Consider the following 21063-nt stretch of genomic DNA (forward strand, 5'->3'; position numbering starts at 1 on the left):
GCGGCCGCCGCGCTGGCCGACCTTCCCGCCCCGCCCGTCGCCGTGGCATGACGCGGGGATGATCCTCCGCCGCGCCCTGATCGCCGCCGCCGCCCTGCTGCCCGCCGCCGCCCGGGCCCAGCCGGGCGTGGACCGGCCGCAGCCCCGCCTGCCGACCGAACCGCTCGTCATCGTCACACGCGACGGGCGGCGCCTTGCCTTCACCGTCGAGATGGCGCTGTCCTCCGAACAGCAGATGATCGGCCTCATGTTCCGCCCGGAGGTGAAGCCGGATGAGGGCATGCTGTTCGACTGGGGCGCGCCGCGCGAATCGAGCATGTGGATGCGCAACACCCTGGCCTCGCTCGACATGGTCTTCATCGCGGCCGACGGGCGCATCCACCGCATCGCCGAGCGCACCGTGCCGCTGTCCCTCGCGACCGTCTCCAGCAACGGGCCGGTGCGCGCCACGCTCGAACTCGCGGCCGGGGTGACGGAGCGGCTGGACATCCGCGCAGGGGACCGCGTGCTTCACCGGATCTTCGGTTCCGCGCCCTGATGCTTGCCCCCGGCGGCCCCCTTCCATAGGGTGCGCCGCGACGGGGCGTAGCGCAGTCTGGTAGCGCACTTGGTTTGGGACCAAGGGGTCGCTGGTTCGAATCCAGTCGCCCCGATTCCGCAGTCGAGGACGTCGCGCATGGCGCACAGCAAGGGCTTCGCCCGTATCTTCCAGCCGCCGAAATCGGCCATGCAGTCCGGCCGCGCGAAAAGCGAGGGCTGGGTGCTCGAATTCGCCCCGTCCGAGTCAAAGCGGCTCGATCCGCTGATGGGCTGGTACGGCTCGGGCGACATGCGCGGCCAGGTCCGCCTGTCCTTCGAGACGCGCGCCCAGGCGATTTCCTACGCCGAGGCGCAGGGCCTGGCCTACGAGGCCGAGCCCGAGACGGCCAGGCCAGCCATGAAGCCCAAGGTCTACGCCGACAATTTCCGCTTCGGCCGGCACGAGAACTGGTCGCACTGAATGTGCTACCAGGGGCGGACGCGCCCTTAGCTCAGTTGGACAGAGCAACGACCTTCTAAGTCGTGGGTCGGAGGTTCGAATCCTCCAGGGCGCGCCATCGCCTGCTCCAGCTCCAGCGGCGAACCCCGGCCGCGCACCGCGCAGGATCCCGCCCGGACCAGGCCGCCATGGCGCGCTCCTCCGGCCGGGTCTGGAATACGGTCGAGCCAGACGGCGCGCACGAGGCGCCCGCCAAGCCAGGCGGCCAGCACCAGGACCAGCGACACCTCCAAGGGATTGCGCGTGACCCGTTGAACGCCGCCGGTCACGAAGCCGCATCGATCGGCCTCCGCGCCATGCGGAAGGCGCCCAGGTCGCGCAGCCCGGATGCCGGGGCGCGCAGGAACCGCCCGCCCGCCATTCCCCTCGATATGGGCGGCACGGCCGCGTGAGGCGTAGCGCGAGGCTGAACGCCAGCGCGCAGCACCATCGCCACCGTTGACGTCGATCGTTCCGAAATGAGATCAAATCGAAGCCCCCGGAGATGGTTGCTTGACCGAGTTCGCCACAGGCCTGCCCACCGACGTTCCCGTGCTGACCCCGCGCGGTCCGCTTCCGGCGGGCCAGGTCACGCCCGGCCTTGTCGTCTTCGCCACGGGCGGCGTTGGTGCACCCTTCCAGCCGGTGGTGGCCATCCGGAAGCGCCGCGTACGCTGCGCGCTGGTCCGCATCGCCGCCGGCGCGGTCGCGGATGCCGGGCCGACCGAACCGCTCGGCCTGCCGCCCGGCCTTGGGCTGCTGGTGGATGGCGCGCTGTTCCATGCCCGCGATCTCGTCGATGGCGCCGGCATCACGCGGGATGCCGAGCCCGGGGAACACGAACTCGTGGAGATCCTGCTGCCTGGCCATGACGCGCTGCTCGTCGCCGGCCTCGCGGTCGAAAGCGGCTTGCCGGACGGGGCGGAGCCCTTCGTGCCGCGCAATGCGCCGGACGGAACGCTGCTCGCGACCCTTGCCTGGCGGGCGGAGCAGTTCGGCTGGCGGGCGCCCGGCGCGCCGTCCCCGACGCCGCCCGAGATCGGAACGCGGCGCCTGCGTCTCGCCGCGAACCCGCTCGCGCCCGTCACCCCCTTCGCGCCGCTGGGCGCAGACCGGCGCGGAGACTAGACTGCGGCTCCGCACAGGAGGAACCGGCCATGACCGAAGCCTGCATCGTCGGCTGGGCGCACAGCCCCTTCGGCAAGCGCGAGGACGCGCCCGACCTCGAGACGCTGATCGCAGGCGTCGCCCGCGCAGCCATCGAGGATGCCGGCCTGGGCCCAGCCGAGATCGACGCCGGCTTCGTCGGCGTCTTCGGGGAAGGCTTCACCCCGCAGGGCTTCCCATCCTCCCTCGTCCTGCAATCCGTGCCGGAGCTGCGCTTCAAGCCGATCACGCGCTACGAGAACGCCTGCGCCACGGGCTCGGCCGCGATCCATGCGGCGCGGGACTTCATCGCCGCCGGGCGGGGGCGCTTCGCCCTGGTCGTGGGCGCCGAGAAGATGACCTCGACCCCGGGCCCGAAGGTGGGCGACATCCTGCTCACTGCCTCCTACCGCAAGACCGAGCAGGACATCGAGGGCGGCTTCGCCGGGGTCTTCGGCCGGATCGCGGAGGCCTATTTCCAGCGCCACGGCGACCAGTCCGACGCGCTCGCCGCGATCGCGGCCAAGAACCACCGTAACGGCGTGGACAATCCCTATGCGCAGATGCGCAAGGACCTCGGCTTCGACTTCTGCCGCACCGAGAGCGAGAAGAACCCCTATGTGGCGCGCCCGCTGAAGCGCACCGACTGCTCGCTGGTCTCCGACGGCGCCGCGGCCCTGGTGCTGGCGGATGCCGAGACGGCCCAGGCCATGGGCAAGGCGGTGCGCTTCCGCGCCGCGGTGCAGGTGAACGACTTCCTGCCCATCGCCGCGCGCGACATCGTCCGCTTCGAGGGCGCGCGGGAAGCCTGGGCGCGGGCTTATGTGCAGGCGGGCGTGTCCGTCGCCGACCTCTCCTTCGCCGAGACACATGACTGCTTCACCGTCGCCGAGCTCATCGAGTACGAGGCGATGGGACTGACCGCTGAAGGGCAGGGGGCGCGCGCGGCGCTGGAAGGCTGGACGGCGGCGGATGGGCGCCTGCCCGTGAACCGCTCCGGCGGTCTGAAGTCCAAGGGCCACCCGATCGGCGCGACGGGGGTTTCGATGCATGTGCTGGCGGCGATGCAACTGACCGGTACGGCGGGGGCGATGCAGTTGCCGAAGGCCAATCTCGGTGGCGTCTTCAACATGGGGGGCGCGGCGGTGGCGAACTACGTCAGCATCCTGGAACGGGCGCGCTGAGGCCGTTTGTTCCGATATCGCGTTAATCTTGCGTTAAAACCCATGGTTGAATTACTAGCATCACTTCTCGCGCGCTAGATGTTCGTTTCGGCGGGCGATTGAGCCTGCCGTGAACGGCGGAGGCGCGGATGTCAGGGTCCTGGTTCACGTCGAACGGCGGGGGCAGCTTCACGCCCGCCAGCGGCCCGACCGCGGGCGACGACAGCTACGCGGGGGCGCCGCTCGACGCCGATTTCGACGTCGTCGGCGACGATGGCAGAGACACGCTCGATGGGATGGGGGGCGACGACCTCCTGGCCGGCGGTGCCGGCAATGATTCCCTCGCCGGCGGCGACGACAACGACATCCTCCAGGGCGGCGCGGACGACGACGTCTTGCGCGGCGGCGACGGCAATGACCTGCTGAACGCCATCCCGGGCAGCGACACGCATTACGGCGGCGCCGGCGACGACACAGTCGAACTCGCCGGCGGCCCCGGCGGCGCGACCTGGTCCTGGAATGCTGCCGACCAGGGCTGGTACGTGACCTACACGGATCCGTCGCAGGGTACCGACTTCGTCGCTGGCGACATCGAATGGGTCGACTACCAGGAAGACACCGATGTGGAAGGCAATTCCGTCGGAGCAATGCGTGCCCCCTGCTACCTCGCCGGCACGCGCATCCTGACCGAGGCGGGGGAAGTGCCGGTCGAGACGCTGCGCCTGGGCGACTGCGTCGTCACCCTCGCGCTCAACGGCCCGCGCCTCGCGCCCATCCGCTGGATCGGCCGTCGCACGCTCGATCCGCGGCGGCATCCCTCGCCCGCGAAGGTGCTGCCCATCCGCATCGCCGCCGGCGCGCTCGGGGCGGGCGTGCCGCACCGCGACCTGCGCGTCTCCCCCGACCATGCGTTGCTGGTCGATGGCGCGCTGGTCCCGGCGGAGATGCTGGTGGGCCTTCCGGGCATCCTGCGCGAACCGCCCAGCGGCCCGATCCAATACCTGCATGTGGAGCTCGACGCCCATGACGTACTGCTGGCCGAGGGCGCGCCGGCGGAATCGTACCTCGACTGCGCCAACCGCCATCAATTCGCGAACGGTGCCTTGCACGCCGCGCTCCATGCGGACTTCACCCCGGCAGGCCCGGCCGCCGCGCCACCCTGCGCGGAACGGGTGACTGGCGGGGCCGCGCTGGCGCGCATCCGGCTGCGTCTGCTGGCCGACGAAGGGGTACGGCGCGCCGGGGCCGCCTGAGGCAGGCAACTGGCACGCCCCGTGCATTAACCGATGTGTCTGGCACGGGATGGTCCCGGGGCCTGGCAGCTTAGCCTTCCTCAACCTTGCCTTAGGGCCGTCCGATCGGGCGGCCCTATTTTTTTGCTCCCTCTCCGGTACGCGGGGTGAGGGGGAAGCGAAGCCGCACCGGCCCCTTGCTGGAACCGACACGGCCGGGAGACGCCGCAGCATGGCGCCCCGCCCGCAGCGCGGGTGACGGGCGCTCAGCGGGATTTGCAAGACGCATCGCAGAATACGAATGACCGTTCATCGCGATGCGAAACGCGAATCGCGGAATGCGAACCACCCTGCGACGCAGACCAGGCGCACCCGCGCCCGGCCGCCCGTCCATGCTTTCTTCATTCATTCCAGCCTAAGGGTGGCGCATCGGGAACAGGACCCGGCGCGCCCGACCTTCCCGGCGCGCCCGAGCATGAGCGAGGCGACATGGACGGGATGGCGGACGCCGATATCGGGCGACGGCCTCTGGGCGGGCCCTCCTCGCCGTTGCCGGATGGGCTTCTGAGCTTCGACGCCGACCTCAGGATCGGCCATGTCAGCCCGCGTGCCACGGTGCAACTCGGCCTCGCCCGCGTGCGCCGCTCCCATACCGGGCTGTCCGACCTGCTCGAGGCAAGTCCCCGGCTCGACCGCGACGCCGTCACCACCCTCGTCTCCGCCGCCGTCTCGCGGGTCTCGACCCCCGAGCAGGACATTTTCGCGGACGCGCCTGATGGCGGCGGCGACCCGATCCGCCTCGCGGGCGCGCCTGGCCTGCGCTTCTCCTTCGCCCGGACCGGCGAGGCCGGCTGGCTCCTCGCCGTCGAGGAGGAACCCGGCTTGCCTGGTGGCGGTGGCGCCGACCATGTCACCGGCCTTGCCGACCGCGCCATGTTCGAAGCGCGGCTCGCCGCGGCGCTCGACCGGCCGCCGCGCCGTCGCGTCGGCCTCGCCGTGCTGATCTGCGACATCGACGGCATCCGCGCCATCAACCAGGTGCTCGGCCACGCGGTGGGGGAAGAACTGCTCCGTGCCGCCGGCCGCCGCCTGCGCGCGACGCTGCGCGAAGCCGATCTCGTCGCCCGCATGGCCGGGGAGGAATTCGCCGTCCTGCAGGCCGATGTCGCCGATGCGACGCAGGCGCAGGCGCTGTGCGCCCGACTCGTCGATCTCCTTGCGCGGCCCTACCTCATTGCCGGTGAAACGGTCACGGTCACGCCGCGCATCGGCTTCGCGCTCGCGCCCGCGGATGGCACGGAGGCCGGGCTGCTCGTGCGCCGCGCCGGCCTCGCCCGGACGGAGGCGAGCAGCGCCGGCGGCTGGCTCCGCTTCGCGCCCGAGATGGATGCCCGCTTCCGCGAATTGCGCGCGCTCGAGACCGCGCTGCGCCGGGCGGTCGAGGGCGAGCAGTTCGAGCTGCATTTCCAGCCCCAGGTGGCGCTGCCCGAAGGCCGGCTGACCGGCTTCGAGGCGTTGATCCGCTGGCGCCACCCCGAGCGCGGCCTGGTGCCGCCGATCGAGTTCCTGCCGATCGCCGAGCGCATCGGCCTGATGGGCCGCATCGGCACCTGGGTTCTGCGCGAAGCCTGCCGCGTCGCCGCGGGCTGGCCCGATGGGCTGCGCGTGGCGGTCAACATCGCCCCGAGCCAGTTCGAGCGGGATGGCCTGCCGCCGGCGGTCGAGGCGGCGCTCGCGGCGTCGGGCCTCGCGGCCGAACGGCTCGAGCTCGAGGTGACCGAGAACGTCCTGCTCGCCGCCCAGGAAACGGCGCTCGAACAGCTGCGCGCATTGCGCGGGCTCGGCGTGCACATTGCGATGGACGATTTCGGGACGGGGTATTCCTCCCTGACCCAGCTGCGGATCTTTCCCTTCGACCGTCTCAAGATCGACCGGTCCTTTGTGCGCGACCTCTGCGCGGGCGGCGATGCCGCGGCGATCGTCCGCGCGGTGGCGGGCCTGGGGCGCAGCCTCGGCATCTGCGTCACGGCGGAAGGCGTCGAGACCGAGGCCCAGCTTGAAGGGCTGCGCGCCGAAGGCTGCGACGCGGCCCAGGGCTACCTGTTCGGCCGCCCGGTGCCGGCCGGCGACCTCCCCGCCGTGATCGGGGCCTTCGCTCCGGCCTCAGCGGGGTAGCCGGGCGATCTCGGGCGCCCGCCGGCGAAGCGCGGCCAGCACGGCCGGGTCGAACTGGCCGGGGCTGATGCGGTCGTCGCCATCGAGGATGCGGCGCATTGCCTCCTCATGGTCCTGCGCGTCCTTGTAGGGGCGCTCGGAGCGCAGCGCGTCGTAGACATCGGCCACGGCGACCAGCCGCGCGGCGAGGGGGATCTCCTCCCCGCTCAATCCGTCCGGGTATCCGCTGCCGTCCCATCGTTCGTGATGCGTCAGCGCGATCAGCGCGCCGAGGCGGATCCAGGGCGCGGCCGCATAGGCAAGCAGGGCGGCGCCGAGCACCGTGTGGCGCTCCATCTCCCGCCGCGCCGCCGGGTCCAGCACGTGGCGATGGCACAACACATCCGCGGGCAGGGCCAGCTTGCCGACATCGTGCAGCGTCGCGGCGCGGGCGAGCAGGTCGCATTGCCCGGCATCCAGGCCGAATTCCGCCGCGAGGATACCGCCGATCCGCCCGACCCGCATCGGATGGTCCGGGCCTTCAGGATCCGTCTCGGCCACCCGGGCGAGCATGCCGGCGAGCGCTTCCTCATGCAGGGCGGCAAGGCCGGGCATGCGCGCCACCACCATCCAGGGGCCGCCCGGAGCATCGCCCGGCGTGCCGCTTCCCTTTCCGGTGCCCCCGAGGGGCAAGGCCAGCCTCTCAATGCTCGCCGTCATGGCATGTCCCGTCCGGCGTTCCACCGCAGGTTACATGGGCGGGCTGTCTCGTAAAAGAAGCAAATCCCGCGATCGCTATTTCGAGACGGGCCCGGCGGGCACCAGGACGACCGCCGCGGCCTGGGCCGCGATGCCTTCCCCACGACCGGGAAAGCCGAGGCGCTCGGTCGTCGTCGCCTTGACCGAGACGGCATCGATCCCGACCCCGAGAAGCTCGGCCAGGCGCGCGCGCATCGCGGCGGCATGGGGGGCGATCTTTGGCCGTTCGCAGATCAGCGTCACGTCGACATTGGCGAGCACCCCGCCGCGCGCGGCGATGCGCCCGGCCGCATGGCGCAGGAAGCGCGCGCTGTCGGCGTCCTTCCATTCGGATTCGGATGGCGGGAACCAGCGGCCGATATCGCCTTCGGCCAGCGCTCCGTAGATCGCGTCGCACAGCGCGTGGATGCCGACATCGGCGTCCGAATGCCCGTCGAGGCCGAGCGGATGCGGCACTGTCACGCCGCACAGGATCAGCGGCCGGCCTTCGACCAGGCGATGGACATCGAAACCCGTGCCCATGCGCGGGATGAGACGTGCGGCGAGATGGGCTTCCACGCGGACGAGGTCCTCCGGCCAGGTGATCTTGATGTTCGCCTCCGCGCCGGGAACCAGCGCGACCGCCTGGGCCGCGGCTTCAAGCAGCGCGGCGTCGTCGGTCGCCCCCGCATCCCCGGAGGCGTGCGCCGCGGCAAGCGCCGCGGTGCGGAAGGCCTGCGGCGTCTGGGCGCGGAACAGGCCCTCCCGCGGGACGGTCTCAAGGATGCGCGCGGCCGCGCCACGCTTGAGCGTGTCCGTCACCGGCTGGGCCGGGATGGCGCCGGGTGCGTCTGCCAGCGCCGCGAGCAGGGCGGCGATGGTGCCGTCCGGCACGATGGGCCGTGCCGCATCATGGACCAGCACAGCATCCGGCGGGTCGGCGGCGAGCGCGGCGAGGCCGGCGCGGACGCTCTCCGCCCGCGTCGCGCCACCGGCGACGGGGGGCAGGGCTGGCAGGCCATCCAGCAGCGCGGCGACATGCGCCTGCTCCCCGTCGGCCACGACCGGCAGCAGGGCCGTCACCTGCCCGCCGGCGAGCAGCGCCTCCGCCGCGTGGCGAAGCACGGGGCGGCCGAGCAGTGGCAGGTATTGCTTCGGGGTGGGGCCGCCGAAGCGGCTGCCGCTGCCCGCGGCCATGAGAAGGGCGATGACGCGCATGGGGTCTTGTAGGGAGAAACCGGCGGCCCGTGAATCCAGGGGCGGCCCCGAGGTTCGCCCCGCGTCCCGCCGCACGGCGCCCGCGTCCCGATCTGGCGATTTGCGTGGCAATCCGGCCACGCCGCCGTTGCGCGACCGCCGTCGACTCCCTATCCTGCACAAATCATGAGCAACACCCCCGCGCGCCCGCTGCCGCCGATCGACCTCGGCGGCGTGGTGATCGACACGCCGGTCATCCTCGCCCCCATGTCGGGCGTGACGGACCTGCCATTCCGCCGCCTTGCCCGCGGCCTCGGCGCGCCGATGGTCGTCAGCGAGATGATCGCCTCCCAGGCCATGGTGCGGGAGAACCGGCAGACGCTGAAGATGGCCGAGGTGGACGGCTTCGGCGGCCCGGCTTCCGTTCAGCTTGCCGGCTGCGACCCGCAGACCATGGCCGAGGCCGCGCGGCTGGCCGTCGACCGGGGCGCGGCGATCGTCGACATCAATTTCGGTTGCCCGGTGAAGAAGGTCGCGGTCGGGCAGAGCGCCGGCAGCGCCCTGATGCGCGACGAGATTGCCGCCGCCCGCATCCTGGAGGCGACGGCGCGCGCGGTCTCGGTCCCCGTCACGCTCAAGATGCGCATGGGCTGGGATCACAACAGCCTCAACGCGCCGCGCCTCGCCCGCATCGCCGAGGAGAGCGGCATCCGCCTCGTCACCGTCCATGGGCGGACGCGGCAGATGTTCTACACCGGCACGGCGGATTGGGATTTCATTGCGGGCGTGAAGGCGGCGGTGCGCATCCCGGTCATCGCCAATGGCGACATCGTCACGGTCGAGGATGCCGAGGAAGCGCTGCGCCGGTCCGGCGCGGATGGCGTCATGATCGGCCGCGGCTGCTACGGTCGCCCCTGGTTTCCCGCCACCGTCGCCGCGCGCCTGCGCGGGGGGGAAGCGTCCGAACCGGCGCTCGCCGAGCAGAAGCGCATCCTGCTGCAGCATTATGAGGACGTGCTGCTGCATCATGGCACGGAGCCCGGCGTGCGCCTCGCCCGCAAGCATGTCGCCTGGTACTCGAAGGGCCTGCCGGGTTCGGCCGAGTTCCGCGTTCAGATAAACCGCTGCGACACGCCCGATGCGGTGCGCACGCTGATCGACAGCTTCTACGACCCGCTGATCGAGCAGGGGGTCGCGGTGGTCCGCGATGCCTTCCGCGCCGCGGGCGAGGAGCGCATGGCGGCATGAAGCCCGGCCTGCTGCGCCGCGCCGCCCGACCCTCCGGCTGGCGCGGCCGGCCGGTGCCGGAACCCGCCGCCATCCTTGGCGCCATTCCGGTGCCCGTCGTCGTGCTGGACCCAGAGGACCGCTTCATCAACGCCAATGCCGCGGCCGAGCAGTTCCTCCAGACCTCGATCGCCTCGCTCGCGCAGCTCCGCCTGACTGACCTGCTGCCGGAGGACAGCCGCATCTTCGCCGTCATCGCGCAGGTGCGGCGGATGGATGCGCGGGTGTCGGACCACGACCTCGCGCTCGAAAGCCCGCGCCTGTCGCGCCGGGGCGTCAGCGTGCATGCCGCGCCGCTGCCGGAACTCGCGGGCGGCGTCGTGCTGACCTTCCAGGATTCCTCGACCGCCCAGATGCTCGACCGGACGCTGAACTTCCGGGGTGCGGCTCGCGGCGCCTCCGCCATGGCGGCGATGCTGGCGCATGAGGTGAAGAACCCGCTCTCCGGCATCCGCGGCGCGGCGCAGCTGCTCGAGCAGAATGCGCAGGAAGGCGACCGGGAGCTGTGCCAGCTGATCCAGGACGAGGCCGATCGCATCCGCGGCCTGGTCGAGCGGCTGGACATGTTCTCCGACCGCCCGGTCGAACTCGCGCCGGTGAACATCCACCAGGTGCTGGACCATGTGAAGCGGATCGCGGCCAACGGCTTCGCCTCCCATCTCCGCATCACCGAGGAATACGATCCCTCCCTGCCGCCGGTGTGGGGCAACCGTGACCTGCTTGTTCAGATCCTGCTCAATCTGGTGAAGAATGCGGCAGAAGCGGTGGATCCGCTGAACGGCGAGATCGTGCTCGCCACCGCCTATCATCACGGCGTGCGCATCGCGGTGCCCGGTTCCTCCGACCGTGTCCACCTGCCCTTGCAGGTGAGCGTGCGCGACAACGGCCCTGGAATCGCGGACGAAGTGCGCGGCACGCTTTTTGAACCCTTCGTCTCCACGAAGCGGGGGGGACAGGGGCTCGGCCTCGCGCTCGTGGCAAAGCTGGTGGCCGACCAGGGCGGGCTGATCGAATGCGACAGCCGTCCGGGGCGCACCGTCTTCCGCCTTTCTCTGCCAGCGCCGCCGCCCGGAGTCCTCGGGACCTCGCAATGACCGAACCGCGCACAATCCTTATCGCCGACGACGACCGCGCCATCCGCACCGTGCTGAGCCAGGCGCTAGGCCGGTCGGGCTACCAGGTGCGGGCGACCTCCTCGGCCGCGACGCTCTGGCGCTGGGTGGAGGATGGGGAAGGCGACCTCGTCATCACCGATGTCGTCATGCCGGACGAGAACGGGCTCGACCTCGTCCCGCGCATCCGGCGCGTGCGCCCCGACCTGCGCGTCGTGGTGATGAGCGCGCAATCGACCTTCGCGACGGCGGTGAAGGCGACCCAGCGAGGCGCCTTCGAATACCTGCCCAAGCCCTTCGACCTGAAGGAATTGCTCGCGGTCGTCGAGCGCGCGCTGGCCGCGCCCCCCGCGGCGAGCCCCGGCGGGGCGGAGGAGGAGGCGGGCGAGAAGCTGCCGCTGGTCGGCCGCAGCGCCGCGATGCAGGAGATCTACCGCACGGTCGCGCGGCTCACGACCACCGACCTCACGGTGATGATCACGGGCGAAAGCGGCACCGGCAAGGAGCTTGTCGCGCGCGCGCTGCACGACTACGGCAAGCGCCGCGCCGGGCCGTTCGTGGCCATCAACATGGCCGCGATCCCGCGCGAGCTGATCGAGGCGGAGTTGTTCGGCCATGAGCGCGGCGCCTTCACCGGCGCGCTGAACCGCGGCATCGGCCGCTTCGAACAGGCTGCCGGCGGGACGCTCTTCCTGGATGAGATCGGCGACATGCCGCCCGAGGCGCAGACGCGCCTGCTGCGCGTGCTCCAGGAAGGCGAGTTCACGACCGTCGGCGGCCGCCAGCCGATCAAGGCCAATGTCCGCATCGTGGCCGCGACGCATCGCGACCTGCGTCAGCTGATCCGCCAGGGACTGTTCCGGGAGGACCTGTTCTACCGGCTGAACGTCGTGCCGATCCGCCTGCCGCCGCTGCGCGAGCGGATCGAGGACATCCCGCTGCTGGCGCGCCACTTCCTCGATCGCGCGCGCGCCTCCGGCCTGCCGTCCAAGCAACTCAGCCCCGAGGCGATGGACGCGCTCAAGGGCCATGCCTGGCCCGGCAATGCGCGGGAGCTCGAGAACCTGATGCGCCGCCTCGCGGCCCTCTACGCGCAGGAGGTGATCGGCGGCGACGCGGTGGCGAGCGAACTCGCCGAGGCCGCACTGCCGGCCGGCCCGGACGGCCAGGCGCAGCCCGCGACGCTCGAACAGGCGGTCGAGCGCCACCTTGCGACCTTCATGGCCGCGCACAAGGATGGCATGCCGGTCCGGGATCTCTATGATCGGGTGCTGGCGGAGGTGGAACGCCCGCTGCTGCGCCTCGCTTTGGGCGCGACGCGGGGCAACCAGATCAAGGCGGCCGCGATGCTCGGGCTGAACCGCAACACGCTGCGCAAGAAGATCCGGGAGCTCGACCTGCCGGTGGTGCGCGGGCTGAGCTGACCCATGCGCGGGCCCTGACATGACGGGCCTGTTCCGCCGAAGGGCCGCCCGCCCGGCCGCGCGCGCCGCGCTGCGGGAGGAGGAGGGCGCGACCCCGCCTTCCTGGCGCTGGCGTCTGGCCGAGCGCCTTCAGGGCGGCGGCATGACGGTCGCGCTTGCCGTCGTCGCGCTGCTGCTTGGCATCGCGACCTTCATCGTGCTTTCGGGCGGCACGCCGCTCGGGCCGACCAGCCCGGGGGAGGTGGTGGGGATCATCCTCGCCAACCTCGCGGTGCTGCTGCTGCTGGCCGCTTCCTTCGCCGCGCGCGTCGTGCGGATGTGGGTGGAACGGCGGCGCGGCTCGGCCGGATCGCGCCTGCATGTGCGGCTCGTGCTGCTGTTCGGCGTAGTCGCGGTGGTGCCGGCCATCCTCGTGGCGGGCTTCTCGGCGGTGTTCTTCAACCTCGGCATCCAGTCCTGGTTCAGCGACCGGGTGCGCGGGACGCTGGAAGCCTCGCTCGTCGCCTCGCGCGCCTATCTCGAGGAACACCGCAACACGATCCGGGCCGACATCCTGGCAATGGCGAACGACCTGAACCGGGCGGCGCAGGTGCTGCTGCCGGACAACGGCATCGCCTTCGCCCGGCTGCTCGCGACGCACACCGCCTTCCGCGGCCTGACGGAATCGATCGTCTTCGAACCCACGCTCGGCCAGGTGGTGGCGAGCGCGGGGCTGACCACCGGCAGCGTCGTGGAGACGATGCCCGCCTGGGCGATCGAATCCGTCCGCGCGGGGGAGGTGGTGGTCATGCCCGGCGAAAGCGGGGAAGGGCGGGTGCGCGCGGTCGTCGCGCTCAACATCCCCCCCGGCCTGCTGCTGCAGATCGCGCGGCCGGTCGATCCCGGCGTGCTCGAGCACATGCGCACGACGGAACTCGCCTTCCAGGAATACGACCGGCTGGATCGCAACCAGGGCGATCTGCAGATCACCTTCGTGCTGATCTTCGCGATCGCGACGCTGCTCGTGCTGATGGCCGCCGTGCTGCTCGGCCTGCTGATCGCGAACCGGATCGCCGGGCCGATCTCTCGCCTCATCACCGCCGCAGAGCGCGTGCGCGCGGGCGACCTCTCGACCCGCGTGCAGGAAGGGGAGGCGGATGACGAGGTCGCCAGCCTGTCCCGCGCCTTCAACCGCATGACGAGCCAGCTTTCCGCCCAGCGCGGGGAGCTGATGGAAGCCTATCGCCAGATCGACGAGCGGCGGCGCTTCACGGAAACGGTGCTCTCAGGCGTCTCGGCGGGCGTGATCGGCCTCGATGCCGAGATGCGGGTGAACCTGCCGAACCGCTCGGCGGCCGCGCTGCTCGGCGTGGACCTCGATGCAGCGATCGGCCTGCCGCTGGCCGGCGTCGCCCCCGAATTCGCCCCGCTGATCGAGGCCGCGCGCGCGAACCCCGACCGCCCGCAGACGGCCGAGATCCGGTCCGGCCCGCCGACGGCACGCCGCACGCTGCTCGCCCGCCTCGGCGCCGAGATGCAGGGCGGGCGCGTCGATGGCTACGTGCTGACCTTCGACGACGTGACGGAGCTGGTCTCGGCCCAGCGCAAGGCGGCCTGGGCGGATGTCGCGCGGCGCATCGCGCATGAGATCAAGAACCCGCTGACGCCGATCCAGCTGAGCGCGGAGCGGCTCAAGCGCCGCTACCTCAAGCAGATCACCGACGACCCGGACACGTTCCGGCAATGCACCGACACGATCGTCCGCCAGGTGGGCGACATCGGGCGGATGGTCGACGAATTCTCGGCCTTCGCGCGCATGCCCCAGCCGGTGATCCGGCCGGAGGATGCGAACCAGCTGCTGCGGGAAGCGCTGGTGCTGCAGCGCGATGCCCATCCCGACATCGCCTATGAGACCGCCTATGCGGAACCGCCGCCGCGCGTGCCCTGCGACCGCCGGCTGATCGGCCAGGCGCTGACTAACCTGCTGCAGAACGCCGCCGACGCGGTCGCCATGCGGGCCGCCGAGGGGGCGGGACGCATCCGCGCCGTGGTCACGGCGAGGGAGGGGGAGGTCGCGATCTCGGTCGAGGATGACGGAGTCGGGCTGCCGGGGGAGGAGGACCGGGACCGCCTGACCGAGCCCTATGTCACTCATAAGCCGAAGGGGACCGGTCTTGGCCTTGCCATCGTGAAGAAGATCATGGAGGACCATGGCGGGAGGCTCGTGCTGGAGGACCGCAAGGACGGCCCAGGCGCCCGGGTTTCCCTGATCCTGCCGCTACGCGCCGCTGGCGGTACCAGCGCTGAGGGGGGCGAGTCGGCCCGAGCCGGAGAGGGAGCGAAGGTCGCGCATGGCGCATGAGATCCTGATCGTGGACGACGAGCCCGACATCAGGACCCTGATCGAGGGGATCCTGTCGGATGAGGGCTACGAGACGCGCCAGGCCCACAACGCCGACACGGCGATCGCGGCCTTCCGCCAGCGTCGCCCCTCGCTCGTCATCCTCGACATCTGGCTGCAGAATTCGCGCCTCGACGGGCTCGGCATCCTCGAGGCGCTGCATTCCGAGGAACCGGTCGTGCCGGTCGTCATGATCTCCGGCCACGGCACGATCGAGACCGCGGTGCAGGCGATCCAGCAGGGCGCCTACGACTTCATCGAGAAGCCGTTCAAGTCGGACCGGCTGCTGCTGATCGTCTCCCGCGCGCTGGAAGCGGCGCGGCTCAAGCGGGAGAACAGCGAGTTGCGCCTGCGTGCGGGGCCGGAGACGGACCTCGTCGGCGCCTCCGGCCCGCTCGGCCAGTTGCGCGCATCGATCGAGCGCGTCGCGCCGACCGGGTCGCGCGTGCTGATCACGGGCCCCGCCGGCGCGGGCAAGGAAGTCGCCGCGCGCATGATCCACGCGCGGTCCCGCCGCGCGGACGGGCCCTTCCTCGTGCTGAACTGCGCGACCCTCAACCCCGCGCGATTCGAGGAAGAGTTGTTCGGCGTCGATGCCGGCGCGGACCCGATTGCCCAGCCGCGCCGTGCCGGCGTGCTGGAACGCGCCCATGGCGGGACTCTGCTGCTCGACGAAGTCGCCGACATGCCGGTCGAGACCCAGGGCAAGATCGTCCGCGCGCTGCAGGAACAGGGGTTCGAGCGACTGGGCGGCGGCACGCGCGTGAAGGTGGATGTGCGCGTTCTGTCCACCACGAACCGCGACCTCTCGGCCGAGATCGCCGCCGGACGCTTCCGGGAAGACCTGTTCTACCGCCTCGCCGTCGTGCCGCTGCGCGTGCCCGCGCTGCGGGAGCGGCGGGAGGACGTGCCCGTGCTCGCGCGGCACTTCATGGGGCGCTCGGCCGAGACGACGGGCATGGCCTCTCGGGAGCTGAGCGAAGACGCGCTCGCCGCCATGCAGGCCTATGACTGGCCGGGCAACGTCCGGGAGTTGCGCAACCTTATCGACTGGCTGCTGATCATGGCCCCGGGCGATGCGCGGGACGCGATCCGCCCCGACATGCTGCCGCCGCAGGTGGGCGCGGCCGCGCCGGCTGTGCTCAAGCTCGACCGGTCGAGCGAGATCATGACCCTGCCGCTGCGCGAGGCGCGGGAGTTGTTCGAGCGGCAATACCTGGAAGCGCAGCTGCTGCGCTTCGGCGGCAACATCAGTCGGACCGCGAACTTCGTCGGCATGGAGCGGAGCGCGCTCCACCGCAAGCTGAAGTTCCTCGGCGTGCAGGCGGAGGACCGCGCGAGCCCCGCCGCTTCCGTCGGGAACGCCTGAGGAGGCGATCCGCCGGGGTCAGCGGCCCGCGGGGGCCAGGACGAAGCGTCGCGGATGCGTGCTCGCACGCTGGCCGTCGACCGTGTCGTAGTCGACCCGAAGGGTGATGTCCCGGGCTTCCTCGGCGGGGAAAGGGCGTGTTTGCCGCACCATGACATGTGCCCCCGGCATAGTCCGGCTCGGGCACTGCCACGGCACGACGCTGGCCGCGGCTTGCAGGGAAAAGTCGAGCCCTTCCGCATCGCCGCCGATGACGGTGACGCCCGTGACAGAACGCAGCCGGGACAGGCAGGTCGTCCGGTCGAGCCAGTAGACGGAAAAGGCCTGCGCCGCTCCGCTTGGCGGGACATTGACCGTGGAAGGGCCTGGAGCGGCCTCGCATCCGCAAAGCAAGGCCAGGCCGAACAGCGCTGCAGTCGATGGCTTCATTCTCGGCCTCCCTGGGTCGCGCCGCGGCGTCCAATCTCGCTGCAGGAGCGGTACGCCCGCAAGCGTTGCTTGCACGAGACGACCTCCCCTGGATAGCCTGCGGCATCGTGGGTGGCATCGGTGCATCGGCGGGCTGGGGCATGTGGCGCATCGCCCTGGTCGGGGGCTGGCTCCTGTGCGCCGCGGGCTGCGCGGGCGCACCGACCGGCTCCGGTGCCGGGCTGGTCTTTCCTGAAGACGCAGCCGATGCCGCCGCCGCCGGGACACTCCGGCTGATCGACGTCCGCCTGCCGCGGGAAAGGACCGATCCCCGCATCGCCGCGGGCGCCGTGGCCATTCCATTCGACCCGAACGACCCGGCGCCCTTCGTGGCGGCCGTCGAGCGCCTGGTGGACGGCAGCAAGGCCGCGCCCATGGCCTTGATCTGCGAGATCGGGGTGCGATCGGCACAGGCGCGGCGCGCCCTCGCGGCGGCCGGCTTCACGGATGCGGGCTCGGTCGACCAGGGATATGGCGGCTGGCGCACGGCGGGGCTGCCGCTGCATCCGGCAGCGCCTTAGCGGCGAGGGCGCGCACGAGGCCGGTCCGCGCCCCGGCACCGTGGGCGCCGCGTCGGCGACGGCACTTCGCACTGCGCGGGGTTGGTCGTAACCTTCCGCTCAGTGTCATTGGGGGGTCGTCAGGCACCATGTCCCGCATCGCCTATGTCAACGGCCGCTACGTGCCGCAGCCCGAGGCGGCCGTGAACATCGAGGATCGCGGCTACCAGTTCGGCGACGGCATCTACGAGGTCGTGCACCTCTATGACGGTCGCTACATCGACGAGGACCTTCACCTCGACCGGCTGGAACGGTCCTTGCGGGAAATCCGGCTGCCCATGCCCATGTCGCGCGCCGCGCTGCGCCTCGTGCTGCGGGAAGTGGCGCGGCGGAACCGCGTCACCGAAGGGCTGCTGTACATGCAGGTCACGCGCGGCGTGGCCCGGCGCGACCATGCCTTCCCGGGCAAGCCCGTGCCGCCGGCGCTCGTCGTCACCATCAAGCGCATCCCGCCCTATCCGACGAATGTCGACAGCTGGGGCGCGGCGGCGATCACCCAGCCCGACCTGCGCTGGGCGCGCTGCGACATCAAGACCGTGAACCTGCTGCCCAACTGCCTTGCCCGCCAGGCGGCGAAGGAAGTCGGTGCGATCGAGGCCGTGTTGTTCGACGCCGAGACCGGCATGGTCACGGAAGGCGCCGCGACGTCGTTCTGGATCGTGGACGAGCACGGCACCATCCGCGTCCGCCACCTCGACCAAGCGATCCTGCCGGGGTGCACCCGCGCCGCACTCATCGCGGAATTGCGGGAGGCCGGCATCCCGATCGAACTACGAGAATTCTCGCTGGACGAGATGCGCCGCGCGCGCGAGGCCTTCATCACCTCCGCCACCTCCTTCGTGAAGCCGATCGTCAGGATCGACGGCCAGCCCGTGGGCGACGGCAAGGTCGGACCCGTGGTGCGCCAGTTGTTCGAGATCTTCGCCCGCCACGTGAAGGGCGGGCTGAAGAACGCGGCGTGAGCGCGACCAACGCGGCGACGGTCCGCGCCTTCTATGCCGAGCTGTGGGAGGAGGGTGACCTTTCCCGCCTGCCGGCGCTGATGACGGAGGACGTCGCCTTCCACGGCACCTTCGGCCAGGTGATGCGCGGGCACGACGCCTATGCGGCCTATGTGCGCAGCGTCCGCGACGCCTTCGGCAGGTATCGCTGCGAGATCCGCGACCTGGTCGCGGAGGGCGACAAGGTCGCCGCCCGCATCGGCTTTTCAGGCGTTCACGATGCCGGTCCGTTCCTCGATGTGCCGCCGACGGGCAGGACGCTCGCCTGGGAAGGCGTGGGCTTCTTCACGATGCGGGACGGGCGCATCGCCGATCTCTGGGTGATGGGCGACATGCGGGGCCTGCTCGCGCAGCTGCACGCATGAGCCGGCCCACGGCCGTCCTGTGGGACTGGGACAACACGCTGGTCGATGGCTGGGCGGCGATCGAGGCCGGGCTGAACGCGACCTTCCGCGCCTTCGCCATGCCGGAATGGGACCGCGCGACGGTGCTCGCCCGCGTGCGCGGCAGCCTGCGCGACACCTTCCCCGGCATGTTCGGCGCCGAATGGGAACGCGCGCGGGACATCTTCTATGCGGAAGTGCGTGCACAGCATCTCGCGGTGCTGAACCCCATGCCGGGGGCGGATGCCGCGCTGGTCGCAGCGGGGCGGCTGTCTCCGCAGGCGGTCGTGTCCAACAAGCAGGGGCCGCTGCTGCGCGCGGAAGCGGCGCATCTCGGATGGGATGCGCGCTTCGGCGCGCTGGTCGGCGCCGGGGACGCGGCGCGGGACAAGCCGGATGCCGCGCCATTGCTGATGGCGCTCGACGCTCTCGGAATCTCTGCCTCGGCCGCCGTCTGGTATGTGGGCGACACCGCACTCGACATGCAGGCGGCGCGCGCTGCGGGTTGCCGCGCGGTGCTGCTGGGCGACGCCGCGCATGATGGCGGCGTCGAGGCCGCGGAGCCGGATGTCGTCTTCTCGGATGGCCATGCGCTGGCCGCGCATCTGCTTTCGCTTGCCATCCGATAGCGCAACGGGGAAACTCCCCGCGCCGGCGGCCGGAAATGGTTTTCGCCGGTCCGCCCCTGGTCGGTGACCAGCAAGAAGAAGGACCGGTCCGATGGCCGCCGAGAAGTCCCAGAACGTGCAGGACGTGTTCCTGAACCACGTTCGCAAATCCAAGACCCCCGTGACGGTTTTCCTCGTGAACGGCGTCAAGCTGCAGGGGATCATCACCTGGTTCGACAATTTCTCGGTGCTGCTGCGCAGGGACGGCCATACCCAGCTGGTCTACAAGCATGCGATCAGCACCGTGATGCCGGGCGCGCCCATCATGCTGTTCGACGCCGCGGCCCAGCCCGGCGCGCAGCCTGCTGGCGCCGCGCCGTCCTCCGAAACGCGCATGACGCTGACGCGCGAGGTGACCCCTGGCGGCGGCACCTGAGGCCCCGGGCGGCGCGCCGACCCGCGCAGCCGTCATCCTGCCCTATGAGCGGCCTAACCGCATCGCCATCGGCGATGCCGGCGGGCAGCGCGCGGCCGAGGCGCGACTCGCGGAAGCGGTTGGCCTGACCGCCTCCATCGGCGTGGCCATCGTCCATTCCGCCGTCCATCCGCTGCGGGAACGTCGCCCCGCGACGCTGATGGGCGAAGGGCATGTCGAGATGGTCGGCCGCGCACTGAAGGAACAGGATGTCGCGCTGGTGGTGGTGGACGCGGCGCTCACGCCCGTCCAGCAGCGCAACCTGGAAAAGGCCTGGGGCGTGAAGGTCATCGACCGCACGGGCCTGATCCTCGAGATCTTCGGCGAGCGCGCCCGCACCAAGGAGGGTTCGCTCCAGGTCGAGCTCGCGCATCTGGAATACCAGCGCACGCGCCTCGTCCGCTCCTGGACGCACCTGGAACGCCAGCGCGGCGGCTTCGGCTTCCTCGGCGGCCCGGGCGAAAGCCAGATCGAGATCGACCGCCGCCTGATCGGCGACCGCATCGTCCGGCTCAAGCGGGAACTGGAACAGGTGCGTCGCACGCGTGGCCTGCACCGCAGCGCGCGGGCGCGCGTGCCCTATCCGGTCGTGGCCCTCGTCGGCTACACCAACGCCGGCAAGTCCACGCTGTTCAACGCGCTGACCGGCGCGGGGGTCTATGCGCAGGACCAGCTCTTCGCCACGCTCGACCCGACGATGCGGGCCATCCGCCTGCCATCGGGGCGGACCTGCATCCTCTCGGACACCGTCGGCTTCATCTCCGACCTGCCGACGCAGCTCGTGGAAGCCTTCCGTGCGACGCTCGAGGAAGTGGCCGCGGCCGACGTCATTCTCCATGTGCGCGACATCGCCCACCCCGACAGCGCCGCGCAGCGCGCCGACGTACTCGGCGTGATGGAGGAGATGGCCGACGGCCCGAACGCCTCGCTGGAGCAAGGCTGGGAGGCGCGCGTGCTGGAAGTGCTGAACAAGGCCGACCTGCTCGGCGGCATCGAGCACGTCGCCCGCCGCATGCCCGATGCCGTGCCGGTCTCGGCCCTGACGGGGGAGGGGCTGGACGCGCTGCGCCGCGCGATCGACGCCCGCCTCTCCGCCGGGCTCGAGACGCTGGAGGTCAGCGTGCCGACCACCGACGGCGCTCGCCTCGCCTGGCTCTACGAGCATGGCGAGGTGCTCTCCCGCCAGGATGGGGATGACGCGATCCGCCTGACCGTGCGCATCTCCGCCGCCGACCGCGCGCGTTTCGAGGGCGGCGGGCGGTGATCGGCGCGGCGCGCGCGGCCGATGTGGCGGCGCTGCTGCGGGACGCCGCGCGGGCGGAGATCCTGCCGCGCTTCCGCCGGCTCG

At 71.3% G+C, this 21063-nt stretch carries 20 protein-coding genes and 2 tRNA genes; 19 read left to right on the plus strand and 3 right to left on the minus strand.

Annotated elements, in window-relative coordinates:
- The first annotated feature begins 58 nt into the window (after positions 1–58).
- From HW577_RS07005 to HW577_RS07040, 8 genes are all read left to right on the plus strand, one after another.
- Entirely contained in the window at positions 59–538 is a 480-nt protein-coding gene (locus HW577_RS07005; protein ID WP_198375420.1) for a DUF192 domain-containing protein, read from the plus strand.
- 41 nt (positions 539–579) lie between these two features.
- Positions 580–653, plus strand: a tRNA-Pro gene (locus HW577_RS07010).
- A gap of 23 nt (positions 654–676) precedes the next feature.
- Positions 677–1000 carry an ETC complex I subunit gene (locus HW577_RS07015; protein ID WP_198375421.1) on the plus strand — a complete coding sequence of 108 codons (324 nt, stop codon included), beginning with the start codon at positions 677–679 and terminating at the stop codon, positions 998–1000.
- A 20-nt stretch (positions 1001–1020) separates the two neighbouring features.
- Positions 1021–1097, plus strand: a tRNA-Arg gene (locus tag HW577_RS07020).
- A gap of 434 nt (positions 1098–1531) precedes the next feature.
- Positions 1532–2146 carry a Hint domain-containing protein gene (locus tag HW577_RS07025; RefSeq protein WP_198375422.1) on the plus strand — a complete coding sequence of 205 codons (615 nt, stop codon included), beginning with the start codon at positions 1532–1534 and terminating at the stop codon, positions 2144–2146.
- Positions 2147–2175: 29 nt separating this feature from the next.
- The gene (locus tag HW577_RS07030; protein ID WP_198375423.1) at positions 2176–3348 is read left to right on the plus strand and encodes an acetyl-CoA acetyltransferase; all 1173 of its coding nucleotides are present in this window, start codon (positions 2176–2178) and stop codon (positions 3346–3348) included.
- A gap of 128 nt (positions 3349–3476) precedes the next feature.
- Positions 3477–4580: a Hint domain-containing protein gene (locus HW577_RS07035; protein WP_198375424.1), complete on the plus strand. Its 1104-nt coding sequence runs from the start codon at positions 3477–3479 to the stop codon at positions 4578–4580.
- A gap of 468 nt (positions 4581–5048) precedes the next feature.
- On the plus strand, positions 5049–6734 hold the full coding sequence (locus HW577_RS07040) for a putative bifunctional diguanylate cyclase/phosphodiesterase (RefSeq protein WP_198375425.1): 1686 nt from the start codon (positions 5049–5051) through the stop codon (positions 6732–6734).
- Here HW577_RS07040 and HW577_RS07045 read toward each other — a convergent pair.
- Positions 6723–7433: an HD-GYP domain-containing protein gene (locus HW577_RS07045; protein ID WP_198375426.1), complete on the minus strand. Its 711-nt coding sequence runs from the start codon at positions 7431–7433 to the stop codon at positions 6723–6725. The two genes, HW577_RS07040 and HW577_RS07045, sit on opposite strands and share 12 nt — an antisense overlap.
- Positions 7434–7508: 75 nt before the next feature.
- On the minus strand, positions 7509–8669 hold the full coding sequence (locus HW577_RS07050; RefSeq protein WP_198375427.1) for a bifunctional 2-C-methyl-D-erythritol 4-phosphate cytidylyltransferase/2-C-methyl-D-erythritol 2,4-cyclodiphosphate synthase: 1161 nt from the start codon (positions 8667–8669) through the stop codon (positions 7509–7511).
- Between the two features lie 165 nt (positions 8670–8834).
- Between HW577_RS07050 and dusB the strand changes: the two genes are divergently transcribed.
- The 5 genes from dusB to ntrX are packed head-to-tail and all read left to right on the plus strand — an operon-like array spanning position 8835 to position 16220.
- Positions 8835–9896: a tRNA dihydrouridine synthase DusB gene (gene dusB / locus HW577_RS07055; protein ID WP_198375428.1), complete on the plus strand. Its 1062-nt coding sequence runs from the start codon at positions 8835–8837 to the stop codon at positions 9894–9896.
- On the plus strand, positions 9893–11029 hold the full coding sequence (locus HW577_RS07060; RefSeq protein WP_198375429.1) for a two-component system sensor histidine kinase NtrB: 1137 nt from the start codon (positions 9893–9895) through the stop codon (positions 11027–11029). Before dusB ends, HW577_RS07060 begins: the two co-directional genes overlap by 4 nt.
- On the plus strand, positions 11026–12471 hold the full coding sequence (gene ntrC / locus HW577_RS07065; RefSeq protein ID WP_198375430.1) for a nitrogen regulation protein NR(I): 1446 nt from the start codon (positions 11026–11028) through the stop codon (positions 12469–12471). The genes HW577_RS07060 and ntrC overlap by 4 nt, the downstream gene beginning before the upstream one ends.
- Before the next feature lie 19 nt (positions 12472–12490).
- Positions 12491–14812 (plus strand): sensor histidine kinase NtrY-like, encoded by a 2322-nt coding sequence (locus HW577_RS07070; protein WP_198375431.1) that lies wholly within the window; start codon positions 12491–12493, stop codon positions 14810–14812.
- Positions 14802–16220, plus strand: coding sequence for a nitrogen assimilation response regulator NtrX (gene ntrX, locus HW577_RS07075; protein ID WP_198375432.1), 1419 nt, complete (start codon positions 14802–14804; stop codon positions 16218–16220). Before HW577_RS07070 ends, ntrX begins: the two co-directional genes overlap by 11 nt.
- 18 nt (positions 16221–16238) lie before the next feature.
- On the opposite strand, the gene HW577_RS07080 is transcribed toward ntrX, so the two are convergent.
- Complete coding sequence (locus tag HW577_RS07080; RefSeq protein ID WP_198375433.1) at positions 16239–16649, minus strand: hypothetical protein; 411 nt, start codon at positions 16647–16649, stop codon at positions 16239–16241.
- Positions 16650–16789: 140 nt separating this feature from the next.
- Here HW577_RS07080 and HW577_RS07085 point away from each other — a divergent pair, with 140 nt between their 5' ends.
- The 6 genes from HW577_RS07085 to hflX all read left to right on the plus strand — a co-directional run bounded on the left by HW577_RS07085 (position 16790) and on the right by hflX (position 20979).
- The gene (locus tag HW577_RS07085; RefSeq protein ID WP_198375434.1) at positions 16790–17209 is read left to right on the plus strand and encodes a rhodanese-like domain-containing protein; all 420 of its coding nucleotides are present in this window, start codon (positions 16790–16792) and stop codon (positions 17207–17209) included.
- A gap of 128 nt (positions 17210–17337) precedes the next feature.
- Positions 17338–18210, plus strand: coding sequence for a D-amino-acid transaminase (locus HW577_RS07090; protein WP_198375435.1), 873 nt, complete (start codon positions 17338–17340; stop codon positions 18208–18210).
- On the plus strand, positions 18207–18614 hold the full coding sequence (locus HW577_RS07095) for an ester cyclase (RefSeq protein WP_198375436.1): 408 nt from the start codon (positions 18207–18209) through the stop codon (positions 18612–18614). Before HW577_RS07090 ends, HW577_RS07095 begins: the two co-directional genes overlap by 4 nt.
- A complete protein-coding gene (locus HW577_RS07100; RefSeq protein ID WP_198375437.1) occupies positions 18611–19261 on the plus strand; it encodes an HAD family hydrolase in 651 nt (216 codons plus the stop codon). Before HW577_RS07095 ends, HW577_RS07100 begins: the two co-directional genes overlap by 4 nt.
- 91 nt (positions 19262–19352) lie before the next feature.
- A complete protein-coding gene (gene hfq, locus HW577_RS07105; protein WP_198375438.1) occupies positions 19353–19676 on the plus strand; it encodes an RNA chaperone Hfq in 324 nt (107 codons plus the stop codon).
- The gene (gene hflX / locus HW577_RS07110) at positions 19660–20979 is read left to right on the plus strand and encodes a GTPase HflX (protein ID WP_198375439.1); all 1320 of its coding nucleotides are present in this window, start codon (positions 19660–19662) and stop codon (positions 20977–20979) included. Before hfq ends, hflX begins: the two co-directional genes overlap by 17 nt.
- The last annotated feature ends 84 nt before the right edge of the window (positions 20980–21063 follow it).

It is taken from the genome of Neoroseomonas rubea, from assembly GCF_016106015.1.
In the GTDB taxonomy this organism is placed as follows: domain Bacteria; phylum Pseudomonadota; class Alphaproteobacteria; order Acetobacterales; family Acetobacteraceae; genus Neoroseomonas; species Neoroseomonas rubea.

Bases quoted from the DNA above. Each gene is read 5' to 3' on its own strand.
- HW577_RS07005 (WP_198375420.1), top strand. From the start codon at position 59: ATGATCCTCCGCCGCGCCCTGATCGCCGCCGCCGCCCTGCTGCCCGCC.
- HW577_RS07015 (WP_198375421.1), top strand. From the start codon at position 677: ATGGCGCACAGCAAGGGCTTCGCCCGTATCTTCCAGCCGCCGAAATCG.
- HW577_RS07030 (WP_198375423.1), top strand. From the start codon at position 2,176: ATGACCGAAGCCTGCATCGTCGGCTGGGCGCACAGCCCCTTCGGCAAG.
- HW577_RS07035 (WP_198375424.1), top strand. From the start codon at position 3,477: ATGTCAGGGTCCTGGTTCACGTCGAACGGCGGGGGCAGCTTCACGCCC.
- HW577_RS07040 (WP_198375425.1), top strand. From the start codon at position 5,049: ATGGACGGGATGGCGGACGCCGATATCGGGCGACGGCCTCTGGGCGGG.
- HW577_RS07045 (WP_198375426.1), bottom strand. From the start codon at position 7,433: ATGACGGCGAGCATTGAGAGGCTGGCCTTGCCCCTCGGGGGCACCGGA.
- HW577_RS07050 (WP_198375427.1), bottom strand. From the start codon at position 8,669: ATGCGCGTCATCGCCCTTCTCATGGCCGCGGGCAGCGGCAGCCGCTTC.
- dusB (WP_198375428.1), top strand. From the start codon at position 8,835: ATGAGCAACACCCCCGCGCGCCCGCTGCCGCCGATCGACCTCGGCGGC.
- HW577_RS07060 (WP_198375429.1), top strand. From the start codon at position 9,893: ATGAAGCCCGGCCTGCTGCGCCGCGCCGCCCGACCCTCCGGCTGGCGC.
- ntrC (WP_198375430.1), top strand. From the start codon at position 11,026: ATGACCGAACCGCGCACAATCCTTATCGCCGACGACGACCGCGCCATC.
- HW577_RS07070 (WP_198375431.1), top strand. From the start codon at position 12,491: ATGACGGGCCTGTTCCGCCGAAGGGCCGCCCGCCCGGCCGCGCGCGCC.
- ntrX (WP_198375432.1), top strand. From the start codon at position 14,802: ATGGCGCATGAGATCCTGATCGTGGACGACGAGCCCGACATCAGGACC.
- HW577_RS07080 (WP_198375433.1), bottom strand. From the start codon at position 16,649: ATGAAGCCATCGACTGCAGCGCTGTTCGGCCTGGCCTTGCTTTGCGGA.
- HW577_RS07085 (WP_198375434.1), top strand. From the start codon at position 16,790: ATGTGGCGCATCGCCCTGGTCGGGGGCTGGCTCCTGTGCGCCGCGGGC.
- HW577_RS07090 (WP_198375435.1), top strand. From the start codon at position 17,338: ATGTCCCGCATCGCCTATGTCAACGGCCGCTACGTGCCGCAGCCCGAG.
- HW577_RS07100 (WP_198375437.1), top strand. From the start codon at position 18,611: ATGAGCCGGCCCACGGCCGTCCTGTGGGACTGGGACAACACGCTGGTC.
- hfq (WP_198375438.1), top strand. From the start codon at position 19,353: ATGGCCGCCGAGAAGTCCCAGAACGTGCAGGACGTGTTCCTGAACCAC.